This window comes from Actinoplanes sp. NPDC049118, assembly GCF_040648555.1.
Taxonomy (GTDB): Bacteria; Actinomycetota; Actinomycetes; order Mycobacteriales; family Micromonosporaceae; genus Actinoplanes.
Map to the genome: position 1 here is coordinate 165,333 of NZ_JBEZDY010000005.1, position 22,421 is coordinate 187,753.

A 22,421-nucleotide genomic window follows, 5' to 3' on the forward strand; every position below is an offset into this window, starting at 1 on the left:
CAGGATCGTAAAACACTGATTCACGCATGTAAATGGATTGGCCGTCCTCGATTTGCCAGGCTTGTTAACGACAGCCGGTGGTCGCGGAGACCCACGCCTTGGAGCCGTCGTCGCCGACCACCACGGACACCGCGCCGTCCCGGTACGCCCACAGGTGCGGATCGGCCTGCACGACGGCCGCGCCGCCGGCCACCGCCCGCAGCGCCCGGCCGAGGTCCGCGGGAGCCGCGAGCCCGTCCGCGGTGACGGTCCTCGCCGTCCCGCCGCCCGCCGGGCAGGCCACCTCGCTGCTCGTGGCGCCGGCACCGCTCGCGCCGATCGCGTTCAGCGCCGCACCGAAGGCCGCCGGCGTCACCACCGCGGCCGGAGATGCCGGCTCGAGGTCGACCCCCGGCGCGAGCGGCCGGCAGCCGGTGGAGGCCCGCAGCGTGAAGACGGTGGCGTCGGAGTAGACGGCGGCGTCCACGCCGACGAACTCGCCGGCGTCGGCCCGCAGCGCGTACCGGGTGCGGGCGGCGTTGTGCCGCACGGCAGCGGCGTACCCGTCCGGCATCGCCCGCGCGATCGCCGCCAGCGCGGCCGGCGCCTGGCCGGCGCGGACCCGGACGGTGACCTCCCGGACGGCCTCGACGCCGCCCCGCACCGGGGTGAGCGCGCAGTCCCGGTCGAACTCCACCGCACCGAGCGAGACGACCCGGTCGGGAGCGTCGGCGGCGGCGAACATGACGCCGGTGGCCCGCTCCAGCACGGGCAGCGCCGCGGCGATGTCCCGCTGCTCCGGCACGGTCGGCGGATCATGACGCACGGACCACGCCGCGAACCCGGCGAGCGCCAGCGCCCACGCTGCCACGATCGCCACGAGCCACCACCGCCGCTTGGGCCGCTCGGCGACGGCGGACGGCGGGGGGTGTTGATACCCGGGCGGCAAGTTCACGGCAGCCATGCTCGCATGCGCTGCGGAAACGCCGGGCGGCCGGTGCTCAGCCCCGGACGCCCCCGGGTGCGGGACGGCGACGGGCGGGACCCCAGCTCGGGGGTCCCGCCCGTCGTCAACAGAGCGTGGGTCAGGCGGCGACGGCGAGGCCGACCTCGTTCACGCCGCGGGTGGCGTCCACCACCAGGTCGCCGTTCCCGTGCCGGGACAGCGCCCGGAGGGTCCAGCTACCCGGCGCCGCGAAGAAGCGGAAGACGCCCTGCGGGGAGGTGACCACCTCGGCGGTGAACTCGCCCGTCGAGTCGAGCAGGCGGACGTACGCGCCGCCGACCACGTCGCCCTCGGCGTTGGTCACGATGCCGGTGATCACCGTTTCCTTCTCGAGGTCGACGCTGGCCGGGATGGGAGCCGACTGGTCGGGCGCGGCGCAGCCGTCCGCGATGTTCGAGGGAGAAGTCATGTTCACGCCTTTCCGGGCTCGTCGCCGAGGGCGATCGGCACGCCGATGAGCGAGCCGTACTCGGTCCACGAACCGTCGTAGTTCTTCACGTTCTGGTGGCCGAGCAGCTCCTTGAGCACGAACCAGGTGTGCGAGGAGCGCTCGCCGATGCGGCAGTAGGCGATCGTGTCCTTGCCGCCGTCCAGGCCCGCCTCGCCGTAGATCTTGGTGAGCTCGGCGTCGGACTTGAACGTGCCGTCCTCGTTGGCCGCCTTGCTCCACGGCACGCTGAGCGCGGTCGGGATGTGGCCGGCGCGCTGCGACTGCTCCTGCGGCAGGTGCGCCGGTGCGAGCAGCCGGCCCGCGAACTCGTCGGGGCTGCGCACGTCGACCAGGTTCTTCACGCCGATGGCCTGCACGACCTCGTCGCGGAAGGCGCGGATCGCCAGGTCCGGCGCCGACGCCTGGTACTGCGTCGCCGGGCGGGTCGGCACGTCCTTGGAGTACGGACGGGCGTCGAGCTCCCACTTCTTGCGGCCGCCGTCGATCAGCTTCACGTCGCCGTGGCCGTAGAGCTTGAAGTACCAGTACGCGTACGCCGCGAACCAGTTGTTGTTGCCGCCGTAGAGCACGACGGTGTCGTCGTTGGCGATGCCACGCTCGGACAGGAGCTTGGAGAACTGCTCCTGGTTGACGAAGTCACGGCGGACCGGGTCCTGGAGATCGGCCTTCCAGTCGATCTTGATGGCCCCGGGGATGTGCCCGCCGTCGTAGGCGGAGGTGTCCTCGTCGACCTCGACGAAGACGACGCCCGGTGTCTCGAGATTCTTCTCGGCCCAGTCGGCAGATACGAGTGCGGTGTCGCGACTCATCGGTTTACTCCCTTGGTCAGGTGAGATGGGGGTGAGTCGACGCGCGGAGGAATTTCGGTCGCACCCCGCGCGGGACCCTTGTTGGAACGGATCACGTTGGGTTGGGTGCGACGGCGCCACTGCCGGGCGGAAGGTCAGATCCTGCGCAGCTGGTATGGCCCCGTCAGATGACAGGGCGACACAGGCAGGCGGCCACGCGGCACAGGTCGACCGCGCGCCTCTTGGTGAGCAACAGGCTCATGCCGCTGACCCTACCAGCGGTTCCAGACCCCGGAACACTGTCGACCACCATCCGGGAACGAGTCCGCCGTCACAGTCAGCTCGAACTCAATGGCACGTCGTTCGCCCCGGCGGTCACGACCAGACCCTCGGGGGTCGGCTCGACCTTCTGCACCTTCATGCCGAGCGGCAGGGCCGGCACCTTCAGATCGACGGAGATCTGCTTGACGAAGCTGTCCACGATCGCGCGCACCAGCGGGATGTCCGGCATCCCCTCGGCGGTCACGTCGGCGAAGGTCACGTTGACCACGCCGTCGTTGACCGCGATGTTCGCCGTGCCGCTGGCGTTGAAGGTCTGGCCCAGCGCCTTGATCGGTGCGGTGCCGACCAGCTTGCCGTCGCGCTCGCTGAGCGTGAGGCCCTCCCGGCCGATCAGGTCGGCGAGGTTGGCGTACGTGATCGTGCCGGCGCCGGTGACCGTGTTCGCGACGATGTCGCCGGTGCCGCTGCGGATCGTGTCGAGCGAGGCCGTCACGTCCTCGGCCCGGATGTCGAGCACCTTCATGTCGATCTTCTTGCCATTGCCGGCCGGCCCGGAGAAGTCGTTCAACACGATCCGGATCTCCTGGTAGCGCCCGGACAGCACCTGGGTCAGGAACGGCACGCCCTCGACGGTCACGTCCGGCTCCTGCGCGGTGGCGTCCTGCGCGGTCAGCTGCGAGACGACCCGGTCGGCGATGAGCTGCTCCGCGAAGGACTTGCCGACCCGGTCCGCCACGAACAGCAGGCCGAGGATCAGCACGATCAGCACGCCGAGGGTGATCAACAGAGCTCGGCCCCGGCGCCTGCGCGGCTTAGCGGACCCGTACACCTCAGCCAATGTGGCCTCCCGATCACCTCAAGTGGCACGGTATATGCCCCGCACCGGCTTTCCGACACCACTTCGGTTACCGACACCACATCAGGTGAGGAAGAAGACCGTCATCACGTACGCGCCCGGCAGCACCAGGGCGAACGCGCCGAGCGGGCCCTGCATGTGCCGGGCCACCCAGAACGTCGGCGTCGACCCGGCCATCCGCCGGCCCGCCTCGGAGTAGTTGACCGCGAGGTCGACCAGCCCGGCGATGCCGGCCACGACGAAGCCGAGGACCGCGCCCTTCCCCGGGGTGAACGGCAGGACCAGCACCCGGCCGAGCATGGCCGCCGCGAGGGTGCCGAGCATCGCGCCGACGATGACGCCGGTCGCGCCGCGCGGCACCTGGGGTGCGATCCGCGGCTTCGGGAAGACCGCGTCGATGAGGTGCGCGGCCAGCACCGCGACGGCGACGGCGGTCAGGCAGACCAGCACCGCCTGCGTGCCGACGGGCTTGCGGGTGAGCACGATCAACTGCGCGAACGACACCACGCCGACGACGATGAGCAGCGTGCCGCTCAGCGAGTCGCGGAAGCGCAGCCGGTCCTCGGACCGCAGCTGCTGGCCGACGACCGCGAGCACGTAGCCGATCGCCGCGACGGCCAGCAGCGGCAGGATGCCGGCCGACTCGCTGGAGACGGCCAGATAGTCGGCGGCGACCGCGGCCGCCACGCAGACCCCGGCGACGGTGCCGGCCGCGGGCGGCCGGATCGCCATCGTGAAGGCCAGGATGTAGAGCAGCTGCACCCCGAAGACCACGATCGCGTACGACAGGCGCGCGTCCGGCCCGGACGTCTGCGCACCGAGGATCAGCCCGATGCCCAGGAGCCCCGCGAAGCCGGCGATCGCCACCGAGAGCTGGCGGCGTACCGGTACGACCGGGATCTCCTCGTCGAACTCCTCTTCCTCGTCGTCCTCCGCGGCCTCCCCGCCGCGGCCGCCGATCCGCGAGGCGGGCTCAGGGGCGCCGGCGTAGAAACCGGAGGAGGACCGGCCCGGCGCCGAACGGGCGATCTCCCGGGAGACGTCGTCGTCCCAGGAGTCGTTGTCGCGGGGCACGGAGAGGGGCACGCCTGCGATCGTGCCAGACCCGAGCCATGGAGTGCTCATCGCCGCCGGGTCATCCTCTCCGTCATTCGGTCGCAAGGCGGAAACGGCTCGGGTGAAAGGCTGGTTACGATCCGGCCGTTCGGTCACCTCAGGGGCGTAGTTCACATCACTGGGTGATCCGGCCGGGGTCCATGAGCTGGCGGATCGGTTAAGGTACTCGCAGCCCACCCGTCGGTGACGCCGGGACAAGTCCTTCCGGTGGCGCAGCTCTGAGTTGTGCAGACCGGGTCACCCGAGCGGCCTTCGTGCCGCGAGGATCGAGGTGAGTGTGGAAATCCTCCTGTTGGTGACGACACGTGCTGGTGAGCCGTCCGCCGTGTTGCCCGCGCTGGACCTGCTGCCCCACTCCGTGCGAACCGCCCCCCGGGATGTGCGCACTCTGGTTTCCGGGCCGAGCCCGGACGCGGTGCTCGTCGACGCCCGCTCGGAGCTCTCCGAGGCTCGCGCGACGTGCCGGATGCTGCACGCCACCGGCATCGGTGTCCCGCTGATGGCGGTGGTCACCGAGGCTGGCCTGATCGCCCTCAACGCCGACTGGGGTGTCGACGACGTCATCCTGGCCAGCGCCGGTCCGGCCGAGGTCGAGGCCCGGCTGCGCCTCGCGGTCGGACGCCTGACGAACGCCACCGCCGGTGCCGGCGGTTCGATCCGCGCCGGCGAGCTCAACATCGACCCCGACACCTACGCCGCCAAGCTCAAGGGCCGGCCGCTCGACCTCACCTACAAGGAGTTCGAGCTGCTGAAGTTCCTGGCGCAGCACCCGGGCCGGGTCTTCACCCGCGACCAGCTGCTGCGCGAGGTCTGGGGCTACGACTACTTCGGCGGCACCCGCACGGTCGACGTGCACGTGCGGCGGCTGCGGGCCAAGCTCGGCTCGGAGTACGAGTCGATGATCGGCACCGTCCGCCAGGTCGGCTACAAGTTCGTGGTTCCACCGACCAGCCGCCAGCTGCCCGACACCGAGCCCGTCTCGCTGCCGGTCTGAGCTCTCCCGCATGACTGAAGTCCGGTCTCTTGACCGGCTGTCCCCCGCCGAGGTGGCCGACGTGCTCGCGTTGGCCGCCGCGGCGGACGGGACCGACGGCGTCTACCCCCTCTCCGAGGACGGCGTCCTCGGTCTGCGCGGCGGCGACCGGATCCACCTGCTCGCCTACGAGGGTGAATCCCTCGCGGGCTACTCCTACCTGGACGATCTGTCGGGCGAGCTCGTGGTGCACCCGAGGTACCGGCGGCGCGGCCACGGCACCGCGCTGCTCACCGCCGCCGGCCCGAAGGCAAGGCTGTTCTGGGCGCACGGCGACGCCGACGGCGCCCGCGCCTTCGCCGAGAAGGCGGGCTTCACCCGCTCCCGCGTCCTCTGGCAGATGCGCCGTGGCCTCGCCGGCCTGCCCGAGGTTCCGCTGCCCGACGGCGTGCAGGTGCGCGCCTTCGTGCCCGGCGCCGACGACGAGGCCTGGCTGGCGGTCAACTCCCGGGCGTTCGCGCACCACCCCGAGCAGGGCCGCTGGACCGCGGAGGATCTGCGGCTGCGCCTCGCCGAACCCTGGTTCGACTCGGCCGGTTTCCTGCTGGCGGTCGACCCGGCCGACGGCCGGCTGCTGGGCTTCCACTGGACCAAGGTGCATCCCGCCGAGGGCGGCGAGCCGGCGCTCGGCGAGATCTACGTGCTCGGCGTCGACCCGGGCGGCCACCGCCGCGGCCTCGGTGCCGCTCTCAGCGTCGCGGGGCTGCGCCACCTCGCGGGCCTCGGCCTGTCACACGCCCTGCTCTACGTCGACGAATCGAACGCGGCGGCGGTCGCGCTCTACCGTCGCCTCGGCTTCGAGGTCCACTCGACCGACGTGATGTACAGCCGCTAGGAGCGGGCGCACCGTTCCCCCGAAGCGGGCGTATCGACGTCGGCGAATCGGGCGCCTCCCCGCGATTCCCGAGAACCGGGCGGCCGCGCACAAAAAGAACGCAAGATAACGCCCATATCGGACGCGCGGCGCTGAGTTCACTTAACGGACAACCCTTCCTCAGTCAAAGGCCACCGCCCGGCGTCTACGTGTTCACCCTGCGTTCACTCTTGGCCGGGAAGCCGGTCACCTGGCGCTCCTAGTTTTCCGGGTGTGCCGATGAGAGTTCGGCCGGCCGGGACCTCGGAGCCCGGAGATGCGTTTCAATGCGAAGGGACACCCGTGAAGCTCCAGCGGTACTACGTTGCCGGCATTGCCTTGACCGCCACGCTCGCGCTCACCGCGTGCGGCTCTGACAACACCGACTCGCCCGCCGGTGCCGCCTCCGTCGCGCCCGGCAGTTGTACGGCGGGTCAGCTCACCGCGCAGGGCTCGTCGGCACAGAAGAACGCCATGGACGAGTGGATCAAGACCTACCAGGGACAGTGCGCGGACACGAAGATCGGATACGAGGGCACCGGCTCCGGCGCGGGCATCCAGGCGTTCATCGCCGGCACCGCCGACTTCGCCGGCTCCGACTCGGCGCTGAAGGAGGAGGAGCAGCCCCAGGCCGACGCCAAGTGCCCGGGCGGCCAGGCGCTCAACCTCCCGATGGTCATCGGCCCGATCGCGGTCGTCTACAACCTCGACGGCGTCGACGGCCTGCAGCTGTCGTCTCCGACCCTCGCCAAAATCTTCTCCGGCAAGATCACGAAGTGGAACGACCCGGCCATCGCCGCCGAGAACGCCGGCGCGAAGCTGCCCGACACCACGATCGCGTCGGTGCACCGCTCGGACGAGTCGGGCACGACCGACAACTTCACCAAGTACCTGAGCAAGACCGCCGAGGCGGACTGGACCTTCGGCAACGCCAAGGCGTGGAAGGCACCGGGCGGCACCGGCGCGGCCAAGTCGGACGGCGTGACCACCGCGGTCAAGAGCACGCCCGCCTCGATCTCCTACGTCGAGCTCTCCTACGCGGAGAACAGCGACCTGCAGAAGGCAAAGATCAAGAACGGCGCGGGCGAATACACCGAGCTGACCGGCGAGAGCGCCGGCAAGACCATCGCGGGCGCCAAGGTCGCGGGCACCGGCGACGACCTGAAGCTCGACATCGACTACGCCACCACCGAGCCGGGCGCCTACCCGATCGTCCTCGTCACCTACGAGATCGCCTGCAGCAAGGGCAGCCCCAAGGCGGCCGCGATCAAGGGCTTCCTGACCTACACCGCGAGCACCGCCGGCCAGTCGGCGCTGGGCGAGCTGGGCTACGCCCCGCTGCCGGAGGCCGTCCGCAGCAAGGTCGAGGCGTCGGTCGCCAAGATCTCCTGACCCGATCGCACCCGCACACCATCCCCCTTCTACACGACTGCGAGCGAGCGAATGGGTGACTATCCCTCCCGCTCGGCGAACGCCAACGCCGGCGGATCGGGTGTGACAGCACGTCACGCCCGGTCCGCCGGCACCGGCGTATCGCCGATCCCTCCCGATGACCTCGACGGCCGCCGCCCGCCGCTCGGTGGCGGGGGCGCCCTGCCCAAGAAGGCCCGGTTCTCGATAGAGGCCGGTTTCCGGGGACTCAGCACCGCAGCCGGCGCGATGGTGCTCGTCATCATCGTCGCCATCGCGGTCTTCCTGATCTCGGAGGCCGTACCCGCCCTGCAGGCGAACACCGAGAACTTCTTCACCTACAAGGCCTGGTTCCCCAACGACGCCGAACCGAAGTTCGGCATCGCCGCGCTGGCCTTCGGCACCGTGCTGACGTCGGCCATCGCGCTGATCCTCGCGGTTCCCATCGCCCTGGGCATCGCGCTCTTCCTGTCGCACTACGCGCCCCGGCGGCTCGCCACGCCGCTGGGCTTCGTCGTCGACCTGCTCGCCGCGGTGCCCAGCGTCGTCTTCGGCCTCTGGGGCCGCGACGTCCTCATGGTCCCGGTGCAGGAACTCTCGGTCTGGCTGAACCAGTACTTCGGCTGGCTGCCGATCTTCGGCGGCGACGGGCCGTTCGGCCGCTCGATCCTGCTCGGCAGCCTGGTGCTGGCGATCATGGTGCTGCCCATCATCACCTCGCTGTCCCGGGAGGTCTTCCAGCAGACCCCCGCCATGAACGAGGAGGCGGCACTCGCCCTCGGCGCCACCAAGTGGGAGATGATCCGCACGGCCGTCCTGCCCTACGGCAAGCCCGGCGTCATCGCCGCGGTCATGCTCGGCCTGGGCCGCGCGCTCGGCGAGACCATCGCCCTGGCCATGACGCTCGGCATCGTCTTCAACATCTCGTTCAACATCATCGAGAACGGCGGCAACAGCATCGCCGCCAACATCGCCAACACCTTCGGCGAGGCCAACGCCACCGGCCGCGGCGCACTCATCGCCTCCGGCCTGGTGCTGTTCGCCATCACGCTGGTGGTCAACATGGCCGCGCGGGCGATCATCTACCGCCGCCGCGAGTTCCGGGACAGTGCGGCATGACCGAGCGCAGCAAGGACCGCGACGGCATGCCGAGGGGGAGCCGAGCATGAGTCTGCTGGAGAGTGAAGCCGCCGGCGTGGTGATGACGCCGGACCACATCCGGAGCAAGCGGCTGCCGCTGCTCACCAACCTCGGCGTCGCCGCCGCGGCGCTCGTCGCCGCCGCCGCGATCGTGTTCGGTTTCGGCATCGGCGGCTGGGTCCTCGTCGTCGTGCTCGGCACGGCGTTCTACCTGGCCGGGCTCTATGCCGCGGCCACCCGCGTCGAGGGCCGCCGCGCGGCCCGCAACCGCTTCTGGCAGACGCTCATCTACACGGCCTGCATCCTGGCGGTCCTGCCGCTCGCCGCGGTCGTCTGGACGCTTGTGACCAAGGGCGTCGCCCGCCTCGACGGGGACTTCTTCGGCACCTCTATGAACAACATCGGCGCCCGGGACCCCGACGGCGGCGCGTACCACGCGATCGTCGGCACGCTCATGCAGGTCGGTCTCGCCACCCTGATGGCGGTGCCGCTCGGCGTGCTCGGCGCGATCTACCTGGTCGAGTACGGCCGCGGCCGGTTCGCCCTGACGGTCCGCTTCTTCGTCGACGTCATGACCGGCATCCCGTCGATCGTCGCCGGCCTGTTCATCCTGGCGTTCTGGGTGCTGCTGGTCAGCCCGATCTTCAACAACGGCACCCCGCGCTTCTCCGGCTTCGCCGCCTCGCTGGCGCTGACCGTGCTGATGCTGCCGACGATCGTGCGGTCGACCGAGGAGATGCTCCGCCTGGTGCCCGGGCCGCTGCGCGAGGGTGCGTACGCGCTGGGCGTGCCACAGTGGAAGACGATCCTCAAGGTCGTGCTGCCCACCGCGCTGCCCGGCATCGTCACCGGCGTCATGCTCGCCGTCGCCCGCGCGGCCGGCGAGACGGCACCGGTCCTGCTCGTCGCCGGCGGCGCCGCGGCGATCAACTTCGACCCGTTCGCCGGCAACCAGTCGTCGCTCGCGCTCTTCGTGTACCAGCAGGCCGGCGACGCGTCCAAGTACGCACCGCAGCGGGCCTGGACGGCGGCGCTGACGCTTGTCGCCCTGGTGCTGGCCCTGACCATCGCCGCCAAGCTGCTCGCCCGCCGCAACCGGCTGTCCTGAGAGGTGTCCCCCATGGCCAAGCGCATCGAGGCGAGCAACGTCTCGTCCTACTACGGCTCGTTCAAGGCGATCGACAACGTCTCCATGACGGTGGAGCCGAAGACGATCACCGCCCTGATCGGCCCGTCCGGCTGCGGCAAGTCCACGTTCCTGCGGTCGGTCAACCGCATGCACGAGGTGCTGCCCAACGCCCGCATCGAGGGCCGGCTGACGATCGACGACCAGAACATCTACGACTCCGACGTCGACGTCACCGCCGTGCGCCGGATGATCGGCATGGTCTTCCAGCGTCCCAACCCGTTCCCGACGATGTCGATCTACGAGAACGTGGTCGCGGGCCTGAAGCTCAACGGCGTCCGCAAGAAGTCCCTGCTGGACGAGGCGGCCGAGAAGTCGCTGAAGGCGGCGAACCTGTGGGACGAGGTCAAGGACCGCCTCGCCCGCCCCGGCGCCGGCCTCTCCGGCGGCCAGCAGCAGCGCCTCTGCATCGCCCGCACCATCGCGGTCGAGCCGCAGGTCGTGCTCATGGACGAGCCCTGCTCGGCGCTCGATCCGATCTCGACGCTGGCGATCGAGGACCTGATGTTCAAGCTGAAGGACCGCTTCACGATCATCATCGTCACGCACAACATGCAGCAGGCCGCCCGGGTCAGCGACAAGACCGGCTTCTTCTCGATCGAGAAGACCGGCGACCCCGGCCGCCTCATCGAGTACGACGACACGCAGAAGATCTTCAGCAACCCGTCCGAGCGGAAGACCGAGGACTACATCACCGGCCGCTTCGGCTAGGGAATGTGCAGCACGGCGCCGCCGTCGGTCAGCTCGATCCGGGGCATGACCGGTCCGGCGGCGTCGCGGCCGGCCGAGGCCGCGACGACCCCCTCGATGCTTGCGTACGCGGACAGCTCGTTCAGCATCACCCGCGTCGGCGGGAGCATGGCCAGGCCGTCGGCCGCCGCCGGGCTGATCCAGATTGTCCGGTCGGCCTCGCCGGAGACGTCGCGCGCCGACTGTGCCTGCGGCAACAGGGCCACGAAGAACCAGGTGTCGAAGCGCCGGGGCTCGAACTCCGGCGTGATCCACCGGGCCCACGGCAGCAGCAGGTCGTCGCGCAGCCGCAGCTTCCGCTTGCGCAACAGGTCGGTCATCGTCAGCTCGCGCCGCTGCACGGCCGCGCGTTCGGCCTCCCAGTCCGCACCGCTGACGTCGCCGACGGTGCGATCCGGCTGCTCCTGCGGGCCGGCCAGCAGGACGCCGGCCTCCTCGAAGAGTTCGCGGGCCGCCGCACCGACCACCGCCCGGGCCTCGGCCTCCGGCACGCCGAGGCGCCGCGACCAGTCCTGCTTGATCGTCTCGGGGCGGTCGTTCGCGTCGACGCCGCCGCCCGGGAACGCGTACACGCCGCCGAAGACCATCGTGGTCGCGCGCCGCAGGACGTACACCTCGAAGGTTTCGTCCCTCGGCCGCAGGAGCACGACGGTGGCCGCGGGGCGCGCGGGCGCGGGGGTTCCGTGGAAGTCGCGGGCCCGCTGCAGCATGGCCGCCGGCAGCGGCATCGATTCGCTCACCGTTCGATCCTCCCACCCGGGCCCGTGGTGGCGTTACGGTGGCGATCATGACCGAGAAAGTTGTCCGCTGGGGCGTGCTTGGTACCGGCGGCATCGCCTCCACGTTCGCGACGGACCTTCCGCTCGTGCCCGGCGCCGAGCTCGCCGCCGTCGGCTCCCGCACCCCCGAGGCCGCGGCGGCGTTCGCCGGGCGGCACGGCTTCGCCCGCTCGCACGGCTCCTGGGCCGAACTGGCCGCCGACCCCGACGTCGACGTGGTCTATGTGGCCACCCCGCACGCGGCACACTTCGACGCGGCGATGACCTGCCTCGCCGGCGGCAAGGCGGTGCTCTGCGAGAAGCCGATGACCCTGGACCTGGCCTCGTCCACCCGGCTGGTGCAGGAGGCGAGCACCCGCGGCCTGTTCCTGATGGAGGCCATGTGGATGCGCCTCAACCCGGCGATCCGCCGCATCGTCGAGCTGATCGGCGACGGCGCGATCGGCGAGGTGACGAGCATCCACGCGGACTTCGGCCTGCAGGGCCCGTTCGAGGCGACACATCGGCTGCGCGATCCCGCGCTGGGCGGCGGCGCGCTGCTGGACCTGGGCGTGTACCCGCTCAACCTGGCGCACCTGATCCTCGGCCGGCCGGCGGCGGTGCACAGCTGGGCGCGGCTGACACCGGAGGGCGTCGACGACAACACGGGAGTCCTGCTGGGCTGGGAATCCGGCGCGCTCGCGGCGCTGACGTGCAGCCTGGTCGGCGAGACCCGCACCGCGGCGTCGATCACCGGCACGCTGGGCCGGATCGACCTGCCGCAGGGCTTCTTCGTGCCGCGCGGTTTCGTGCTGCACCGGGTCAGCCGGGCGACGGAGGACATCTCGTACCCGTTCCCGGGCAACGGCTACCAGTACGAGGCCGAGGAGGTGCAGCGCTGCCTCGCCGCGGGCCTGCTGGAGAGCCCGCTGATGCCGCACGCGACGACCCTGGAGATCATGAACCTGATGGACACGATCCGCGAAGAGATCGGCGTCGTCTACTGACGATCCGCGGACGGCCCGGCGGCGGTGCCGCCGGGCCGTCCGCGGTTCGGTCCGCCGCTCAGCCGAAGATCGGCTTCACCAGGAAGTAGACGAGGCAGGCGATCGCGGCCGCCGCCGGGAACGTGGTGATCCAGGCGAGCACGATGTTGCCGGCCATGTTCCAGCGGACCGCGCTCAGGCGCTTCGTCGCGCCGACGCCCATGATCGCCGAGGTGATCGTGTGGGTCGTCGAGATCGGCGCGTGCAGGACCAGCGCGTTGAAGAACAGCACGGAGCTCGCCACCGTCTCGGCCGCGAAGCCCTCCGCCGGACCCAGATCGATGATCTTGCGGCCCAGCGTGCGGATGATGCGCCAGCCGCCCGCGTAGGTTCCCGCCGCCAGCACCGCCGCCGACGTCCAGAACACCCACCAAGGAATCTCCGTCGGGCTGTCCTGGAAGCCGCCCGTGTAGAGCGCCAGGACGATGATGCCCATCGTCTTCGCCGCGTCCTGCATGCCGTGGCCGACCGACATGGCGGCCGCCGACAGCGTCTGCGCCACGCGGAAGCCGCGGTTGAGCTTGCCGGGGTGGCCGCGGCGGAAGATCCACATGATCGCGACCATGACGATGAAGCCGAGGACGAAGCCGACGAACGGCGAGGCCACCATCGGGATCAGCACCTTGTTGAGGATGGTGCCCCACTCGACCGTGCCATGGGTGGCGAACAGCGTCGCGCCGACCAGGCCGCCAAAGAGCGCGTGCGACGAGGAGGACGGCAGGCCGAAGTACCAGGTGATCAGGTTCCAGGCGATCGCGCCGACCACGCCGGCGAAGACCACGCCCAGGCTGGGGATGCCGACCGGGAGCTTGACCAGACCGTCGCCGACGGTCTTGGCCACTTCGGCGCCGAAGTGTGCGCCTACGAAGTTGCCGACCGCGGCCATCGCCAGGGCGACGCGCGGGGTGAGGGCCCGGGTGCTGACGCTGGTGGCGATGGCGTTCGCCGCGTCGTGAAAGCCGTTTGTGTAATCGAAGGCCATCGCGGCGATGATCACCGCGAGGACGGCTATGAGCTCGGGGGACAAGGCCTAGGACTCCTTGACCGTAATGGTCTCGACCGTGTTCGCCACATGCTCGAAGGCGTCGCACGCGGCCTCGAGCTCGTCGGCGACCTCCTTCATCTTCAGAACCGTCAGCGCGTCGTACTCGCCCGAGAAGAGGCGGACCAGCAGCATCCGGTATGCCCGGTCGCCGTCGTTCTCCAGGCGGTTGATCTCGATCCAGTACTCCTCGAGATTCTTCATGGTCTTGAGCCGCGGCATCGCGTCGGCAGTGATCTTGGCCTGCTGGTCGAGCACTGTCACCAGCTCGTGCATCTCGCGCGGCAGCGACGGCAGCTCGGTGAGGCCGTACAGGTAGAGCAGGTTGCCGACCGCCTCGAGGTGGTCCATGACGTCGTCGAGCTGCGAGCCCAGCTGGTAGATGTCCTCGCGGTCGAACGGCGTGATGAATGTCGAGTTGATCTTCTTGTACAGCGTGTGCGTGATTTCGTCGCTGTCATGCTCGACATCCGTCAGCCGGTCGCTGACCGACTGCACGTCCGCACCGGGCAGGGCGAGCTCGTTCAGCAGGCCGGTGCCCTTGACCAGGTTCTGGGCGGCCCGACTGAACAGCTCGTAAAAGGCGCCCTCGGTGGGGCGGAAGGAGAACTTCACGGCGCGAACCTCGATCGAGGAGTGGACGAGACGGAGGAATGCTAGGTAACCCCTGCCCGGTTGCCGATCCCGCCCACCTCTGCTTAGCGGCGGTTCAGGGCGCGTTCACTTTCCGTTCACCTTGAATGCCGCTTATCCGGTTCTTTCAGACGGTCTGGGCGATGTCAGGGCGCGGGGCGGTCGGACGCGGCGTCGGCGTGAGGCGGCGCCCCACCGGAGCGGACGGCAGCCGCGGCGGGACGGGACGGGTCACCGGATGCCGGCGCAGGTGCCGGGCCAGGCCGGCCTGGTCGGTGTCGGCGATGACGTCCACCCCGGCGGCGCCGAGCTCTGCCCAGACCGCCCGCCGGGCGCGGCGGGCGCCGTCGGGAAGCCCCGAGAACCGCACGGTACGCCCGTCCTCGTGCGCGGAGCGGACCATCGCGTGCAGCAGGTGCCGCTCCTCGGCGGAGATCGGCTCGCGCCCGTCCCAGCCGAACCGCCGGTTCCACGACTCGCTGACCATCGGCACCAGTGCGGGCGGCGCGGATGCGGTGCCGAGGTCGTCGAAGGTGCCGTCCGCGAACGCGTACCGGCGGCGCTGGCAGGAGAGCAGCTCGCGGACGTCGACGATGCCCGTGATGACCACGGTGACCGCGCCCGGGTCGAGGCGCCCGTCGACGCAGCGGCTCAGCAGCGGGGCATGGTCACGCAGCTGCTGGTCGAGCATCCGGTACGCACGCAGCAACGTGTCGGCGTCCCGGTTGGGCCCGGTGAACTCGACGACGAGCCGGAACGGCACCCGCTGATCACGGCAGAGCCGGCCGCCGCGCGAGTGCGCCCGGGCGAAGAGCGGGGAGAGCACCAGCCGCCGCAGCGTACGGCCGGGCTGGGGGGTTCCGGGCCCCATGAACAACTCGCCGTGCGGCCCCGGCCGTACGGGCACGGTCAGGCCGGCCAGCCCGCGCCGGAGCACATCGGGCAGCGGATCTATGACCTCGTTGCCGACGATCGCATGCCCAGCCGACAGGAACGCCCGCGGACGCCGGGCCACCGCGACACCGACGGTCGCCGCCCCGGCGGCACCCGTGACCCCGGCCAGACCGCCTAGGAGCGTCGCCACGTCGTTCGTCATAGCCTGCCCCCGCCCCGAGAACGTGAAATAGGACTAAATGGTCTTATAGCGCTACCACTGTGTCACATGAGACACCTGTTACAGGGCAATCTGGCGCAGAATTCCTTCATGCCGTCCGACCCGTTCGAAGCCGAACGCACCCGGCTGCTCGCCGTCGCATACCGGATGCTGGGCAGTCGCGCCGAGGCCGAGGACGTCGTGCAGGAGGCCTGGCTGCGCTACCACGCCGCCCGCAGCGGCGGCGGGATCCAGGACCTGCGGGCCTGGCTGACCACGATCACCGGGCGCCTCTGCCTGGACGTGCTCAGGTCGGCCCGGGTCCGCCGCGAGGCGTACCCGGGCCCGTGGCTGCCGGAGCCGGTCGTGTCGTTCCTGGACGACCCGGCCGAGAAGGTCGCACAGCGCACGGAGGTGAGCCTGGCGCTGCTCGTCGTGCTGGAGCGCCTGACGCCGGAGCAGCGGGTCGCGGTGGTGCTGCACGACGCGTTCGCGATGCCGTTCGACGAGGTCGCCGCGGTGCTCAACACCACGGCCGGCGCGGCACGCCAGCACGCCTCCCGGGGCCGCCGCGCAGTGGCCGAGGGGCGGTCCCGGCACACCGCGGACGTTACCGAGCAGCGGGCGGTCCTGGAGGCCTTCCTGACGGCTGCGTCCTCCGGCGACCTGTCCGCCCTCGCGGCCGTGCTCGCGCCCGAGGTCGTGGCGATCGGCGACGGCGGCGGCGTGGTCAGCGCGGGCCGCCGGCCGGTGATCGGCCCGGACCGGGTGGCCCGCTTCTACGCGGGAATCATCGGCCGCCTCGCCAGGGACACCCGCGACGTCACGCTGGAGCCGGTCCTGGTGAACGGCGACGCGGGCGTGCTGGTCCGCGGCGCCTACGCCGACGGGCGCCGGCTGCTCTCGGTGCTGGCCGTCGCGGTCGCGGACGGCCGCATCACGGCCCTCTACAACCAGCTCAACCCCGCCAAGCTGGGATCAGTCGACGACCGCTGACAGCCATTTCCGGTACGCGGAGGCGAACGGCTCGGAGCCGTCGCCCAGCGCGACGAACAGACGCCGGGCGGCGGCGTGCGCCTCGGCGACGACCTCGTCGGTGTAGCCGAACGCGACCCGGTGCTCCTCGAACTCGTCCTCGTCGCGCAGCTCGATGAGCCCGGAGTCCCGCCGGCGCGAGACGTCGAGGTCGAGGTCGACGATGTGCACGGTGTCGCCCTCCCAGCGCGCCGGGGTGGCGACGTCGCAGTAGACCTCGCTGGTGCGCGGCGGCGGGTTGAACATGCCGGTCCACCAGGCGTGGTGCGGGATGAGCAGAACGAACGGAATCTGCTCCACGGAAGGCTGACCGTGGTATACGGAGACCGTGCCGCGCGTCACACCGACCCAGACTCCCAGGTCGTCCTCGTTGAGCCGGCGCGCGGGATAGTCCCGGTGAGCGGTGCCGTCGTACTTCGTGTAGACGACCCGGACCATCTCGCTCGGCATGACAAGACACTAACGGTGACATGGTTTCGTCGGTGGTGGCGGGTACGGTCTCCGACGTGACCGCCGCGACCCGCAAGAAGGCAACCGCGACCCAGCTTCTCGCCGCCGCCGTCGGCGCGGTGCCCGGCGGGGCGTCCCGCCCGGGGCAGGAGGAGATGGCCTCGGCCATCGAGCGGGCGGTGAAGCAGCGCGAGCACCTGTTGGTGCAGGCCGGCACCGGCACCGGCAAATCACTGGCCTATCTGACGCCGGCCCTGCTTGTCGACGGTCCGGTGGTGGTCTCGACGGCGACGCTGGCCCTGCAGAACCAGCTGGTGGAGCACGACCTGCCCCGCCTGGCGGACGCGGTGGAGCCGCTGCTGGGCCGCCGGCCGACGTTCGCGGTCCTCAAGGGCAGACACCACTACCTCTGCGCGGCCAAGCTCGAGCACGCCGACGAGGAGGGCCCGACCGACACCCTCTTCGACGACGCGCCGCCGAAGGCGACCCAGTGGCTGGGCGAGGCGGGCCGGCTGGGAAAGCAGATCCTCCGCGTCCGGCAGTGGTCGGAGAAGACCACGACCGGTGACCGCGACGAGCTGGACCCCGGCGTGGACGAGACGGCCTGGCGCCAGGTCTCGATGCCCGCCCGCGACTGCGTGGGCGCGGCGCGCTGCCCCTACGGCGCCGAGTGCTTCGCCGAGGCGTCCCGGGTCCGTGCCCGGGAGGCGGACATCGTGGTGACCAACCACAGCCTCCTCGCGGTCGACATGCTGGCGGAGCGCAACATCGTGCCCCCGCACAAGCTGCTGATCGTGGACGAGGCCCACGAGCTGGCCGACCGGGTGTCCTCGGCGGCACAGGCGGAGCTGACCCCCGAAGCGGTCGAGCGGGCCTCGAAACGGGCCCGTCCCCTGGTCTCACCGGCCGCGGCGGAGTCCCTCGCGGAGGCGGCCGACTCGCTGACGGTCGGCCTCGGCGACATCCCGGCCGGCCGGCTGACCACCGGCCTGCCCCCGCTGCTGCACCAGGCGGTCCTGCTGATCGATTCGGCCACCCGCGCGGCGCTGGACGCGATCGGCGACGTCAAGAACGACGACCCCGATCCGGTGCGCAAGCAGCAGGCGAAAGCCACCCTCGACGACCTCTCGACGACGGCACAGCGCCTGCTGGAGGAGTCGGAGTTCGACGTGGCCTGGGTGGAGAAGTCCGACCTGGGCAACGGCCCCCGGGCGCTGGTGGTGGCGCCGCTGTCGGTGGCGGGCACGCTGGCCACCAACCTCTACGACGAGCGCACGGTGGTCGCCACCTCGGCGACGCTGACGCTGGGCGGCCGCTTCGACACCGTGGCCAGATCCCTCGGCCTGCCGACGGCCGCGCCGGTCCCGGCCGCCCGGACGGCGGCGGCCGGCGGCGCCGCGGCCGCGGCGGCCTCGGGCGACGGCTGGAGCTCCCTGGACGTCGGCTCGCCGTTCGACTACCCCCGCCAGGGCATCCTCTACGTGGCCGCCCACCTGCCGCGGCCGGCGGCGTCCGGCCTGCCGGACGCGGCCGGCGAGGAGCTGCTCAAGCTGGTGGCGGCGCTCGGCGGCCGCACCCTCGGCCTGTTCTCGTCCCGGCGCGCCGCGACCCAGGCGGCGGAGCTGCTCCGGGCCCGCACCGACCTCCCGGTGCTGCTGCAGGGCGAGGAGTCCCTCCCGATCCTGGTCCGCAAGTTCCGGGAGCAGAAGGAGAGCTGCCTGTTCGGCGTGATGTCCCTCTGGCAGGGCGTGGACGTGCCGGGCGACGCCTGCCAGCTGGTCGTGATCGACCGCCTGCCGTTCCCCCGCCCGGACGAGCCCCTGGCGGCGGCGCGTGCGGCCGCGGTGGACGCCGGCGGCGGCTCGGGCTTCGCCTCCGTGAGCGTCCCCATCGCGGCGGTCCGGCTGGCGCAGGGAGTCGGCCGGCTGATCCGCTCCACCGGCGACAAGGGCGTGGTGGCGGTCCTGGACTCCCGCCTGGAGACGGCACGCGGCTACGGCGCCTTCCTACGCCAGTCCCTGCCCCCGTTCTGGTACACGACCAGGCCGGAGGTGGCGCTCGGCGCCCTCCAGCGCCTGGCGAAGTCCTGACCACCGGGCCGGGAGCTCAGGCCGGCTGCTCCTCCGCGGTGACCACGACGGCGTCCGGCGGCACCTCGGGCCGCCGCCGGGCCAGCCGCCGGACACCCGTGTTCAGGACGGCGATCAGCGGCACGGCGATCAGCGCACCCACGATCCCCGCGAGCACCACCCCGGAGGCGATGCCGATGATCACGACGAGCGGATGGATGGCGACCGCCCGTCCCATGATCAACGGCTGCAGGATGTGGCCCTCGAGCTGCTGAACCAGGATCACCGCGCCCAGCACTATCAGCGCGATGACCCACCCCTCGTCCACCAGCGCGACCAGCACCGCGACGGCGCCCGAGATGCTCGCACCCACGATCGGGATGAACGCGCCCAGGAACACCAGCGCCGCCAGCGGGAACGCGAACGGGACGTCCAGGATCACCAGCGCCAGCCCGATGCCGGTCGCGTCGATGAACGCCACCAGCACGGTCGCCCGCACATAGGACCCGAGCGTCGACCACGACGCGTCGCCGGCATCCGACAGGCTCCACCGCGCGTTGACCGGGAACAGCCGGACGAGGAAACGCCAGATCTTCCGGCCGTCGCGCAGGAAGAAGAACGTCGCGAACAGCACCAGCAGCGCCCCGGTCAGCACCTCGAACAGCGTCGTCGCGGTCGCGAGCCCGGTGGCCGTCAGCGACGACGTGTTCGAGTTGATCCACTCCTGCGCCGAGTCGATACCCTGTTCGACCTGGTCGTTCGACAGGTGCAGCGGCCCCGTTTTGGCCCAGTCCTGGATCTGCCGGACGCCGTTGCCCGCCTTGTCGGTCAGCTCCGGCGCCCCGGCGACGAACTGGTTGACCACCAGCGTCAGGGTTCCCGCCACCGCCGCGATGCCGCAGATCAGCACCAGGAACGTCGCGAAGGACGGCGGCAGCCGGAAGCGCCGCAGCCAGCTCACCGCCGGCGCCAGCAGCGCGGACAGCAGCAGCGCGATGGCCAGTGGGATCACGACGATGCTGATGATGCCGATGAACCGGAGCAGCACCCAGCCGAGGACACCGACAACGATGAGCCGCCACGACCACGCCGCCGCGATCCGCAGCGAGTGCGGCACCTCCGCGTCGTCGCGGCTCGCGGTCGACTGGTCGCCGATCGGCGGTTCCGGCGGAGGAATCTGGAACTCGACCTCTTGATCGTCCGGCGCGCGGTCGTTGCCGACGCGTGCCGTGCGCACGGAATCGCGGCCCGTCTCGTACGCCCGGAGTAGATTCTCCCGGACCCGTTGCAAGCGGCTCAACCCGCCGACCCCCTCGTCCGTCGTCACGCCGTCCCACCGTAGTCGAGACCGGCTCATCCGCACGTCAGGTGCGGGCGTACCGTCCTCTCGTGAGCACCGACACCCGCACCGAGGCCGGGCTGCCGATCCGGATGTTGCACGACCGTGTCCTCGTCCGGCTCGACGGGGGCGACGGCGAACGCCGCTCCAGCGCCGGCATCGTCATCCCCGCCACCGCCTCGCTGGGCCGCCGCCTCTCCTGGGCCAAGGCCGTCGGCGTAGGGCCGAACGTGCGCTCGATCGTCCTGGGCGACCGGGTGCTGTTCGACCCGGAGGACCGCGCCGAGGTGGAGCTGCACGGCAAGGAGTACGTGCTGTTGCGCGAACGCGACGTGCACGCCGTTGCGGCGACCCGCGTCGAGGCGGACGGGACCGGCCTGTACCTGTAGCTACGACCGGAGCAGCGCGAACACCCCCCAGCCGAGGTATTCGCGCCGGTAGCGCACGTAGTCGAGCGGATCGCGGACCAGCTCGGCCCGGAACGCGGGCGCGAGTTCGTCGTCCGGGTTGGCGTCGAGCCACCGGCGGATGTTGAGCCAGTGAGCGGCCGCGTACCGGTCCCAGCTGTCCTGGTCGGCCAGGATCATCTCGACCAGGTCCCAGCCCGACTCCCGGAACAGGCTGACGAGACCGGGCAGGTCCCGCCAGTCGTCCCGGCTCTGCGCGTGGCAGGCCTCGACGGCCTCCCGGCTCGGCGGCTCACGCCGCCAGAACGGCTCGCCGACGAGCAGCATGCCGCCCGGGCGCAGGCTGCGCTCGAGCAGGGCGAGGGTGCCGGGCACCCCGTCGCCGATCCAGGTCGCCCCGATGCAGGCGGCGACGTCGACCGGCGTGTCGGCGACGTACTCCCCGGCGTCGCCGTGCCGGAACTCGACCCGGTCGGCGACGCCCAGTTCGGCGGCGCGGCGCCGCGCCCGGTCCGTGGCGACGGTGCTGATGTCCACGCCGGTGCCGGAGACGCCGTGGTCGCGGGCCCACGTGCAGAGCATTTCGCCGCGGCCGCTGGCGAGGTCGAGCAGGGTGTCGCCGGCGCGGAGCTTGATGACCTCGCCGAGGGTGGCGAGCTTCTCGGGCGTGAACGGGTTACAGATCCGAAGATCGCCCTCGCGGATGGTGTGCTGACGCGGAAGGTCCACTGCAGGTGCTCCTGAAGTCCGAAGATCGAAGTGGGGACGCCTGAGGCCGGTCGGTCCGGACCGGCACACTCGACCGCGGCATCACGCATCAACCCACTTCGCTGTTCGGACGGGCACTCGGAGCCGTCAGGCTAAACCCCCCCGACACCCCCGCCAAACCGATTTTCCGGTACGTCCACAGCGGACGTCGCGTCAGTCTCCGCGCGGCGCCCCGTCGGCGGTGCCGGGATCGGTCGTCCGCTGCTCGCCGGGGCTCTGCCGGCGGTAGTCGGGCTCGGGCTCGGGCCGGTTCGCGGCGTCGTACCCCTCGCGGGTGTAGTCGACCCACGCTTCGCCGGGAGCGGCGGGCCGGATCGGCGCGTCCCCGGCGGCCCGGGTCCCGCCGTAGTTGTGGCCGGCGGCCGGGCCCCACCCGGCGGTCGGATCGCCGGAGGCCGGGAGGGCGTCACCGGCCGGCCGGCCGGGTCCGGGGGTTCCGGCGCCGGACGCCGGGCTGTCGCCGGGCGCCTGGCCGTGTGCGAAGCCGGGCCGGATGTGACCGGTGGCCGGTACGCCGTAGCCGGGACCGGGACTCTCACCGTGGCCGTAGCCGGAGGTGTCCGGATTCGGTACGCCATAACCCGGCTGGCCGTAACCCGGCTGGCCGTAACCCGGCTGGCCGTAACCCGGCTGGCCGTAACCCGGCTGGCCGTAACCCGGCTGGCCGTAACCGCCAGCGCCGTAGCCCGGCTGGCCAGCGGTCGGGACTGCGTCGCCAGGCTGCCTCTGCCCGGGAGCACCGTAACCGGGCTGAGCACCGTAACCGGGCTGAGCACCGTAGCCAGGCTGAGCACCGTAACCAGGCTGAGCACCGTAACCAGGCTGAGCACCGTAACCAGGCTGAGCACCGTAACCAGGCTGAGCACCGTAACCAGGCTGAGCACCGTAACCAGGCTGAGCACCGTAACCAGGCTGAGCACCGTAACCAGGC

The 22,421-nt window shown here is 71.2% G+C and carries 23 protein-coding genes; 10 read left to right on the forward strand and 13 right to left on the reverse strand.

Annotation, left to right across the window (positions count from 1 at the left end):
* Positions 1-64: 64 nt before the first annotated feature.
* From AB0B58_RS09775 to AB0B58_RS09800, 6 genes are all read right to left on the reverse strand, one after another.
* A complete protein-coding gene (locus tag AB0B58_RS09775) occupies positions 65-934 on the reverse strand; it encodes a hypothetical protein (RefSeq protein ID WP_360220420.1) in 870 nt (289 codons plus the stop codon).
* 130 nt (positions 935-1,064) lie between these two features.
* Positions 1,065-1,394 carry a DUF1416 domain-containing protein gene (locus AB0B58_RS09780; protein ID WP_360220423.1) on the reverse strand — a complete coding sequence of 110 codons (330 nt, stop codon included), beginning with the start codon at positions 1,392-1,394 and terminating at the stop codon, positions 1,065-1,067.
* Positions 1,395-1,396: 2 nt separating this feature from the next.
* The gene (locus AB0B58_RS09785; protein WP_360220426.1) at positions 1,397-2,245 is read right to left on the reverse strand and encodes a sulfurtransferase; all 849 of its coding nucleotides are present in this window, start codon (positions 2,243-2,245) and stop codon (positions 1,397-1,399) included.
* Positions 2,246-2,408: 163 nt separating this feature from the next.
* Positions 2,409-2,537 (reverse strand): Ms5788A family Cys-rich leader peptide, encoded by a 129-nt coding sequence (locus AB0B58_RS09790; RefSeq protein WP_360220429.1) that lies wholly within the window; start codon positions 2,535-2,537, stop codon positions 2,409-2,411.
* Between the two features lie 24 nt (positions 2,538-2,561).
* A complete protein-coding gene (locus AB0B58_RS09795; RefSeq protein WP_360220432.1) occupies positions 2,562-3,335 on the reverse strand; it encodes a DUF2993 domain-containing protein in 774 nt (257 codons plus the stop codon).
* A 90-nt stretch (positions 3,336-3,425) separates the two neighbouring features.
* The gene (locus tag AB0B58_RS09800) at positions 3,426-4,448 is read right to left on the reverse strand and encodes a hypothetical protein (RefSeq protein ID WP_360220435.1); all 1,023 of its coding nucleotides are present in this window, start codon (positions 4,446-4,448) and stop codon (positions 3,426-3,428) included.
* Positions 4,449-4,755: 307 nt separating this feature from the next.
* On the opposite strand from AB0B58_RS09800, the gene AB0B58_RS09805 reads away from it, so the two are divergent.
* The 6 genes from AB0B58_RS09805 to pstB all read left to right on the forward strand — a co-directional run bounded on the left by AB0B58_RS09805 (position 4,756) and on the right by pstB (position 10,811).
* Entirely contained in the window at positions 4,756-5,472 is a 717-nt protein-coding gene (locus AB0B58_RS09805; RefSeq protein WP_360220918.1) for a response regulator transcription factor, read from the forward strand.
* A gap of 10 nt (positions 5,473-5,482) precedes the next feature.
* Positions 5,483-6,346 (forward strand): mycothiol synthase, encoded by an 864-nt coding sequence (gene mshD / locus AB0B58_RS09810; protein ID WP_360220438.1) that lies wholly within the window; start codon positions 5,483-5,485, stop codon positions 6,344-6,346.
* Between the two features lie 321 nt (positions 6,347-6,667).
* A complete protein-coding gene (pstS, locus tag AB0B58_RS09815; protein WP_360220441.1) occupies positions 6,668-7,756 on the forward strand; it encodes a phosphate ABC transporter substrate-binding protein PstS in 1,089 nt (362 codons plus the stop codon).
* A gap of 51 nt (positions 7,757-7,807) precedes the next feature.
* Positions 7,808-8,893, forward strand: a complete 1,086-nt coding sequence (gene pstC / locus AB0B58_RS09820; protein ID WP_360220444.1) for a phosphate ABC transporter permease subunit PstC — start codon at positions 7,808-7,810, stop codon at positions 8,891-8,893.
* A gap of 46 nt (positions 8,894-8,939) precedes the next feature.
* Positions 8,940-10,022 carry a phosphate ABC transporter permease PstA gene (gene pstA / locus AB0B58_RS09825; protein WP_360220447.1) on the forward strand — a complete coding sequence of 361 codons (1,083 nt, stop codon included), beginning with the start codon at positions 8,940-8,942 and terminating at the stop codon, positions 10,020-10,022.
* A 12-nt stretch (positions 10,023-10,034) separates the two neighbouring features.
* Positions 10,035-10,811 (forward strand): phosphate ABC transporter ATP-binding protein PstB, encoded by a 777-nt coding sequence (gene pstB / locus AB0B58_RS09830; RefSeq protein ID WP_360220450.1) that lies wholly within the window; start codon positions 10,035-10,037, stop codon positions 10,809-10,811.
* On the opposite strand, the gene AB0B58_RS09835 is transcribed toward pstB, so the two are convergent.
* Positions 10,808-11,578 (reverse strand): NUDIX domain-containing protein, encoded by a 771-nt coding sequence (locus AB0B58_RS09835; RefSeq protein ID WP_360220921.1) that lies wholly within the window; start codon positions 11,576-11,578, stop codon positions 10,808-10,810. The two genes, pstB and AB0B58_RS09835, sit on opposite strands and share 4 nt — an antisense overlap.
* Positions 11,579-11,637: 59 nt before the next feature.
* Between AB0B58_RS09835 and AB0B58_RS09840 the strand changes: the two genes are divergently transcribed.
* A complete protein-coding gene (locus AB0B58_RS09840; RefSeq protein ID WP_360220453.1) occupies positions 11,638-12,615 on the forward strand; it encodes a Gfo/Idh/MocA family oxidoreductase in 978 nt (325 codons plus the stop codon).
* A 58-nt stretch (positions 12,616-12,673) separates the two neighbouring features.
* Here the strand turns inward: AB0B58_RS09840 and AB0B58_RS09845 are convergent, their stop codons facing one another.
* From AB0B58_RS09845 to AB0B58_RS09855, 3 genes are all read right to left on the reverse strand, one after another.
* The gene (locus tag AB0B58_RS09845; protein ID WP_360220456.1) at positions 12,674-13,681 is read right to left on the reverse strand and encodes an inorganic phosphate transporter; all 1,008 of its coding nucleotides are present in this window, start codon (positions 13,679-13,681) and stop codon (positions 12,674-12,676) included.
* A 3-nt stretch (positions 13,682-13,684) separates the two neighbouring features.
* Entirely contained in the window at positions 13,685-14,311 is a 627-nt protein-coding gene (locus tag AB0B58_RS09850; RefSeq protein WP_360220459.1) for a DUF47 family protein, read from the reverse strand.
* A 145-nt stretch (positions 14,312-14,456) separates the two neighbouring features.
* On the reverse strand, positions 14,457-15,413 hold the full coding sequence (locus AB0B58_RS09855; RefSeq protein WP_360220462.1) for a hypothetical protein: 957 nt from the start codon (positions 15,411-15,413) through the stop codon (positions 14,457-14,459).
* Between the two features lie 78 nt (positions 15,414-15,491).
* On the opposite strand from AB0B58_RS09855, the gene sigJ reads away from it, so the two are divergent.
* Entirely contained in the window at positions 15,492-16,418 is a 927-nt protein-coding gene (gene sigJ / locus AB0B58_RS09860; protein ID WP_360220466.1) for an RNA polymerase sigma factor SigJ, read from the forward strand.
* On the opposite strand, the gene AB0B58_RS09865 is transcribed toward sigJ, so the two are convergent.
* A complete protein-coding gene (locus AB0B58_RS09865) occupies positions 16,401-16,907 on the reverse strand; it encodes a DUF402 domain-containing protein (protein WP_360220469.1) in 507 nt (168 codons plus the stop codon). The two genes, sigJ and AB0B58_RS09865, sit on opposite strands and share 18 nt — an antisense overlap.
* 20 nt (positions 16,908-16,927) lie before the next feature.
* Between AB0B58_RS09865 and AB0B58_RS09870 the strand changes: the two genes are divergently transcribed.
* Positions 16,928-18,997: an ATP-dependent DNA helicase gene (locus AB0B58_RS09870; RefSeq protein ID WP_360220472.1), complete on the forward strand. Its 2,070-nt coding sequence runs from the start codon at positions 16,928-16,930 to the stop codon at positions 18,995-18,997.
* A gap of 16 nt (positions 18,998-19,013) precedes the next feature.
* Here AB0B58_RS09870 and AB0B58_RS09875 read toward each other — a convergent pair whose 3' ends face one another.
* Positions 19,014-20,303, reverse strand: a complete 1,290-nt coding sequence (locus AB0B58_RS09875) for an AI-2E family transporter (protein ID WP_360220475.1) — start codon at positions 20,301-20,303, stop codon at positions 19,014-19,016.
* Positions 20,304-20,407: 104 nt separating this feature from the next.
* Between AB0B58_RS09875 and AB0B58_RS09880 the strand changes: the two genes are divergently transcribed.
* The gene (locus tag AB0B58_RS09880; RefSeq protein WP_184998545.1) at positions 20,408-20,704 is read left to right on the forward strand and encodes a co-chaperone GroES; all 297 of its coding nucleotides are present in this window, start codon (positions 20,408-20,410) and stop codon (positions 20,702-20,704) included.
* On the opposite strand, the gene AB0B58_RS09885 is transcribed toward AB0B58_RS09880, so the two are convergent.
* Positions 20,705-21,451 (reverse strand): class I SAM-dependent methyltransferase, encoded by a 747-nt coding sequence (locus tag AB0B58_RS09885; RefSeq protein ID WP_360220478.1) that lies wholly within the window; start codon positions 21,449-21,451, stop codon positions 20,705-20,707. It abuts the gene before it with no gap.
* Between the last annotated feature and the right edge of the window lie 970 nt (positions 21,452-22,421).

Bases quoted from the DNA above. Each gene is read 5' to 3' on its own strand.
- AB0B58_RS09780 (WP_360220423.1), bottom strand. From the start codon at position 1,394: ATGACTTCTCCCTCGAACATCGCGGACGGCTGCGCCGCGCCCGACCAG.
- AB0B58_RS09785 (WP_360220426.1), bottom strand. From the start codon at position 2,245: ATGAGTCGCGACACCGCACTCGTATCTGCCGACTGGGCCGAGAAGAAT.
- AB0B58_RS09790 (WP_360220429.1), bottom strand. From the start codon at position 2,537: ATGGTGGTCGACAGTGTTCCGGGGTCTGGAACCGCTGGTAGGGTCAGC.
- mshD (WP_360220438.1), top strand. From the start codon at position 5,483: ATGACTGAAGTCCGGTCTCTTGACCGGCTGTCCCCCGCCGAGGTGGCC.
- pstC (WP_360220444.1), top strand. From the start codon at position 7,808: ATGGGTGACTATCCCTCCCGCTCGGCGAACGCCAACGCCGGCGGATCG.
- pstA (WP_360220447.1), top strand. From the start codon at position 8,940: ATGAGTCTGCTGGAGAGTGAAGCCGCCGGCGTGGTGATGACGCCGGAC.
- pstB (WP_360220450.1), top strand. From the start codon at position 10,035: ATGGCCAAGCGCATCGAGGCGAGCAACGTCTCGTCCTACTACGGCTCG.
- AB0B58_RS09835 (WP_360220921.1), bottom strand. From the start codon at position 11,578: ATGCCGCTGCCGGCGGCCATGCTGCAGCGGGCCCGCGACTTCCACGGA.
- AB0B58_RS09840 (WP_360220453.1), top strand. From the start codon at position 11,638: ATGACCGAGAAAGTTGTCCGCTGGGGCGTGCTTGGTACCGGCGGCATC.
- sigJ (WP_360220466.1), top strand. From the start codon at position 15,492: ATGAGACACCTGTTACAGGGCAATCTGGCGCAGAATTCCTTCATGCCG.
- AB0B58_RS09865 (WP_360220469.1), bottom strand. From the start codon at position 16,907: ATGCCGAGCGAGATGGTCCGGGTCGTCTACACGAAGTACGACGGCACC.
- AB0B58_RS09870 (WP_360220472.1), top strand. From the start codon at position 16,928: ATGGTTTCGTCGGTGGTGGCGGGTACGGTCTCCGACGTGACCGCCGCG.
- AB0B58_RS09880 (WP_184998545.1), top strand. From the start codon at position 20,408: ATGTTGCACGACCGTGTCCTCGTCCGGCTCGACGGGGGCGACGGCGAA.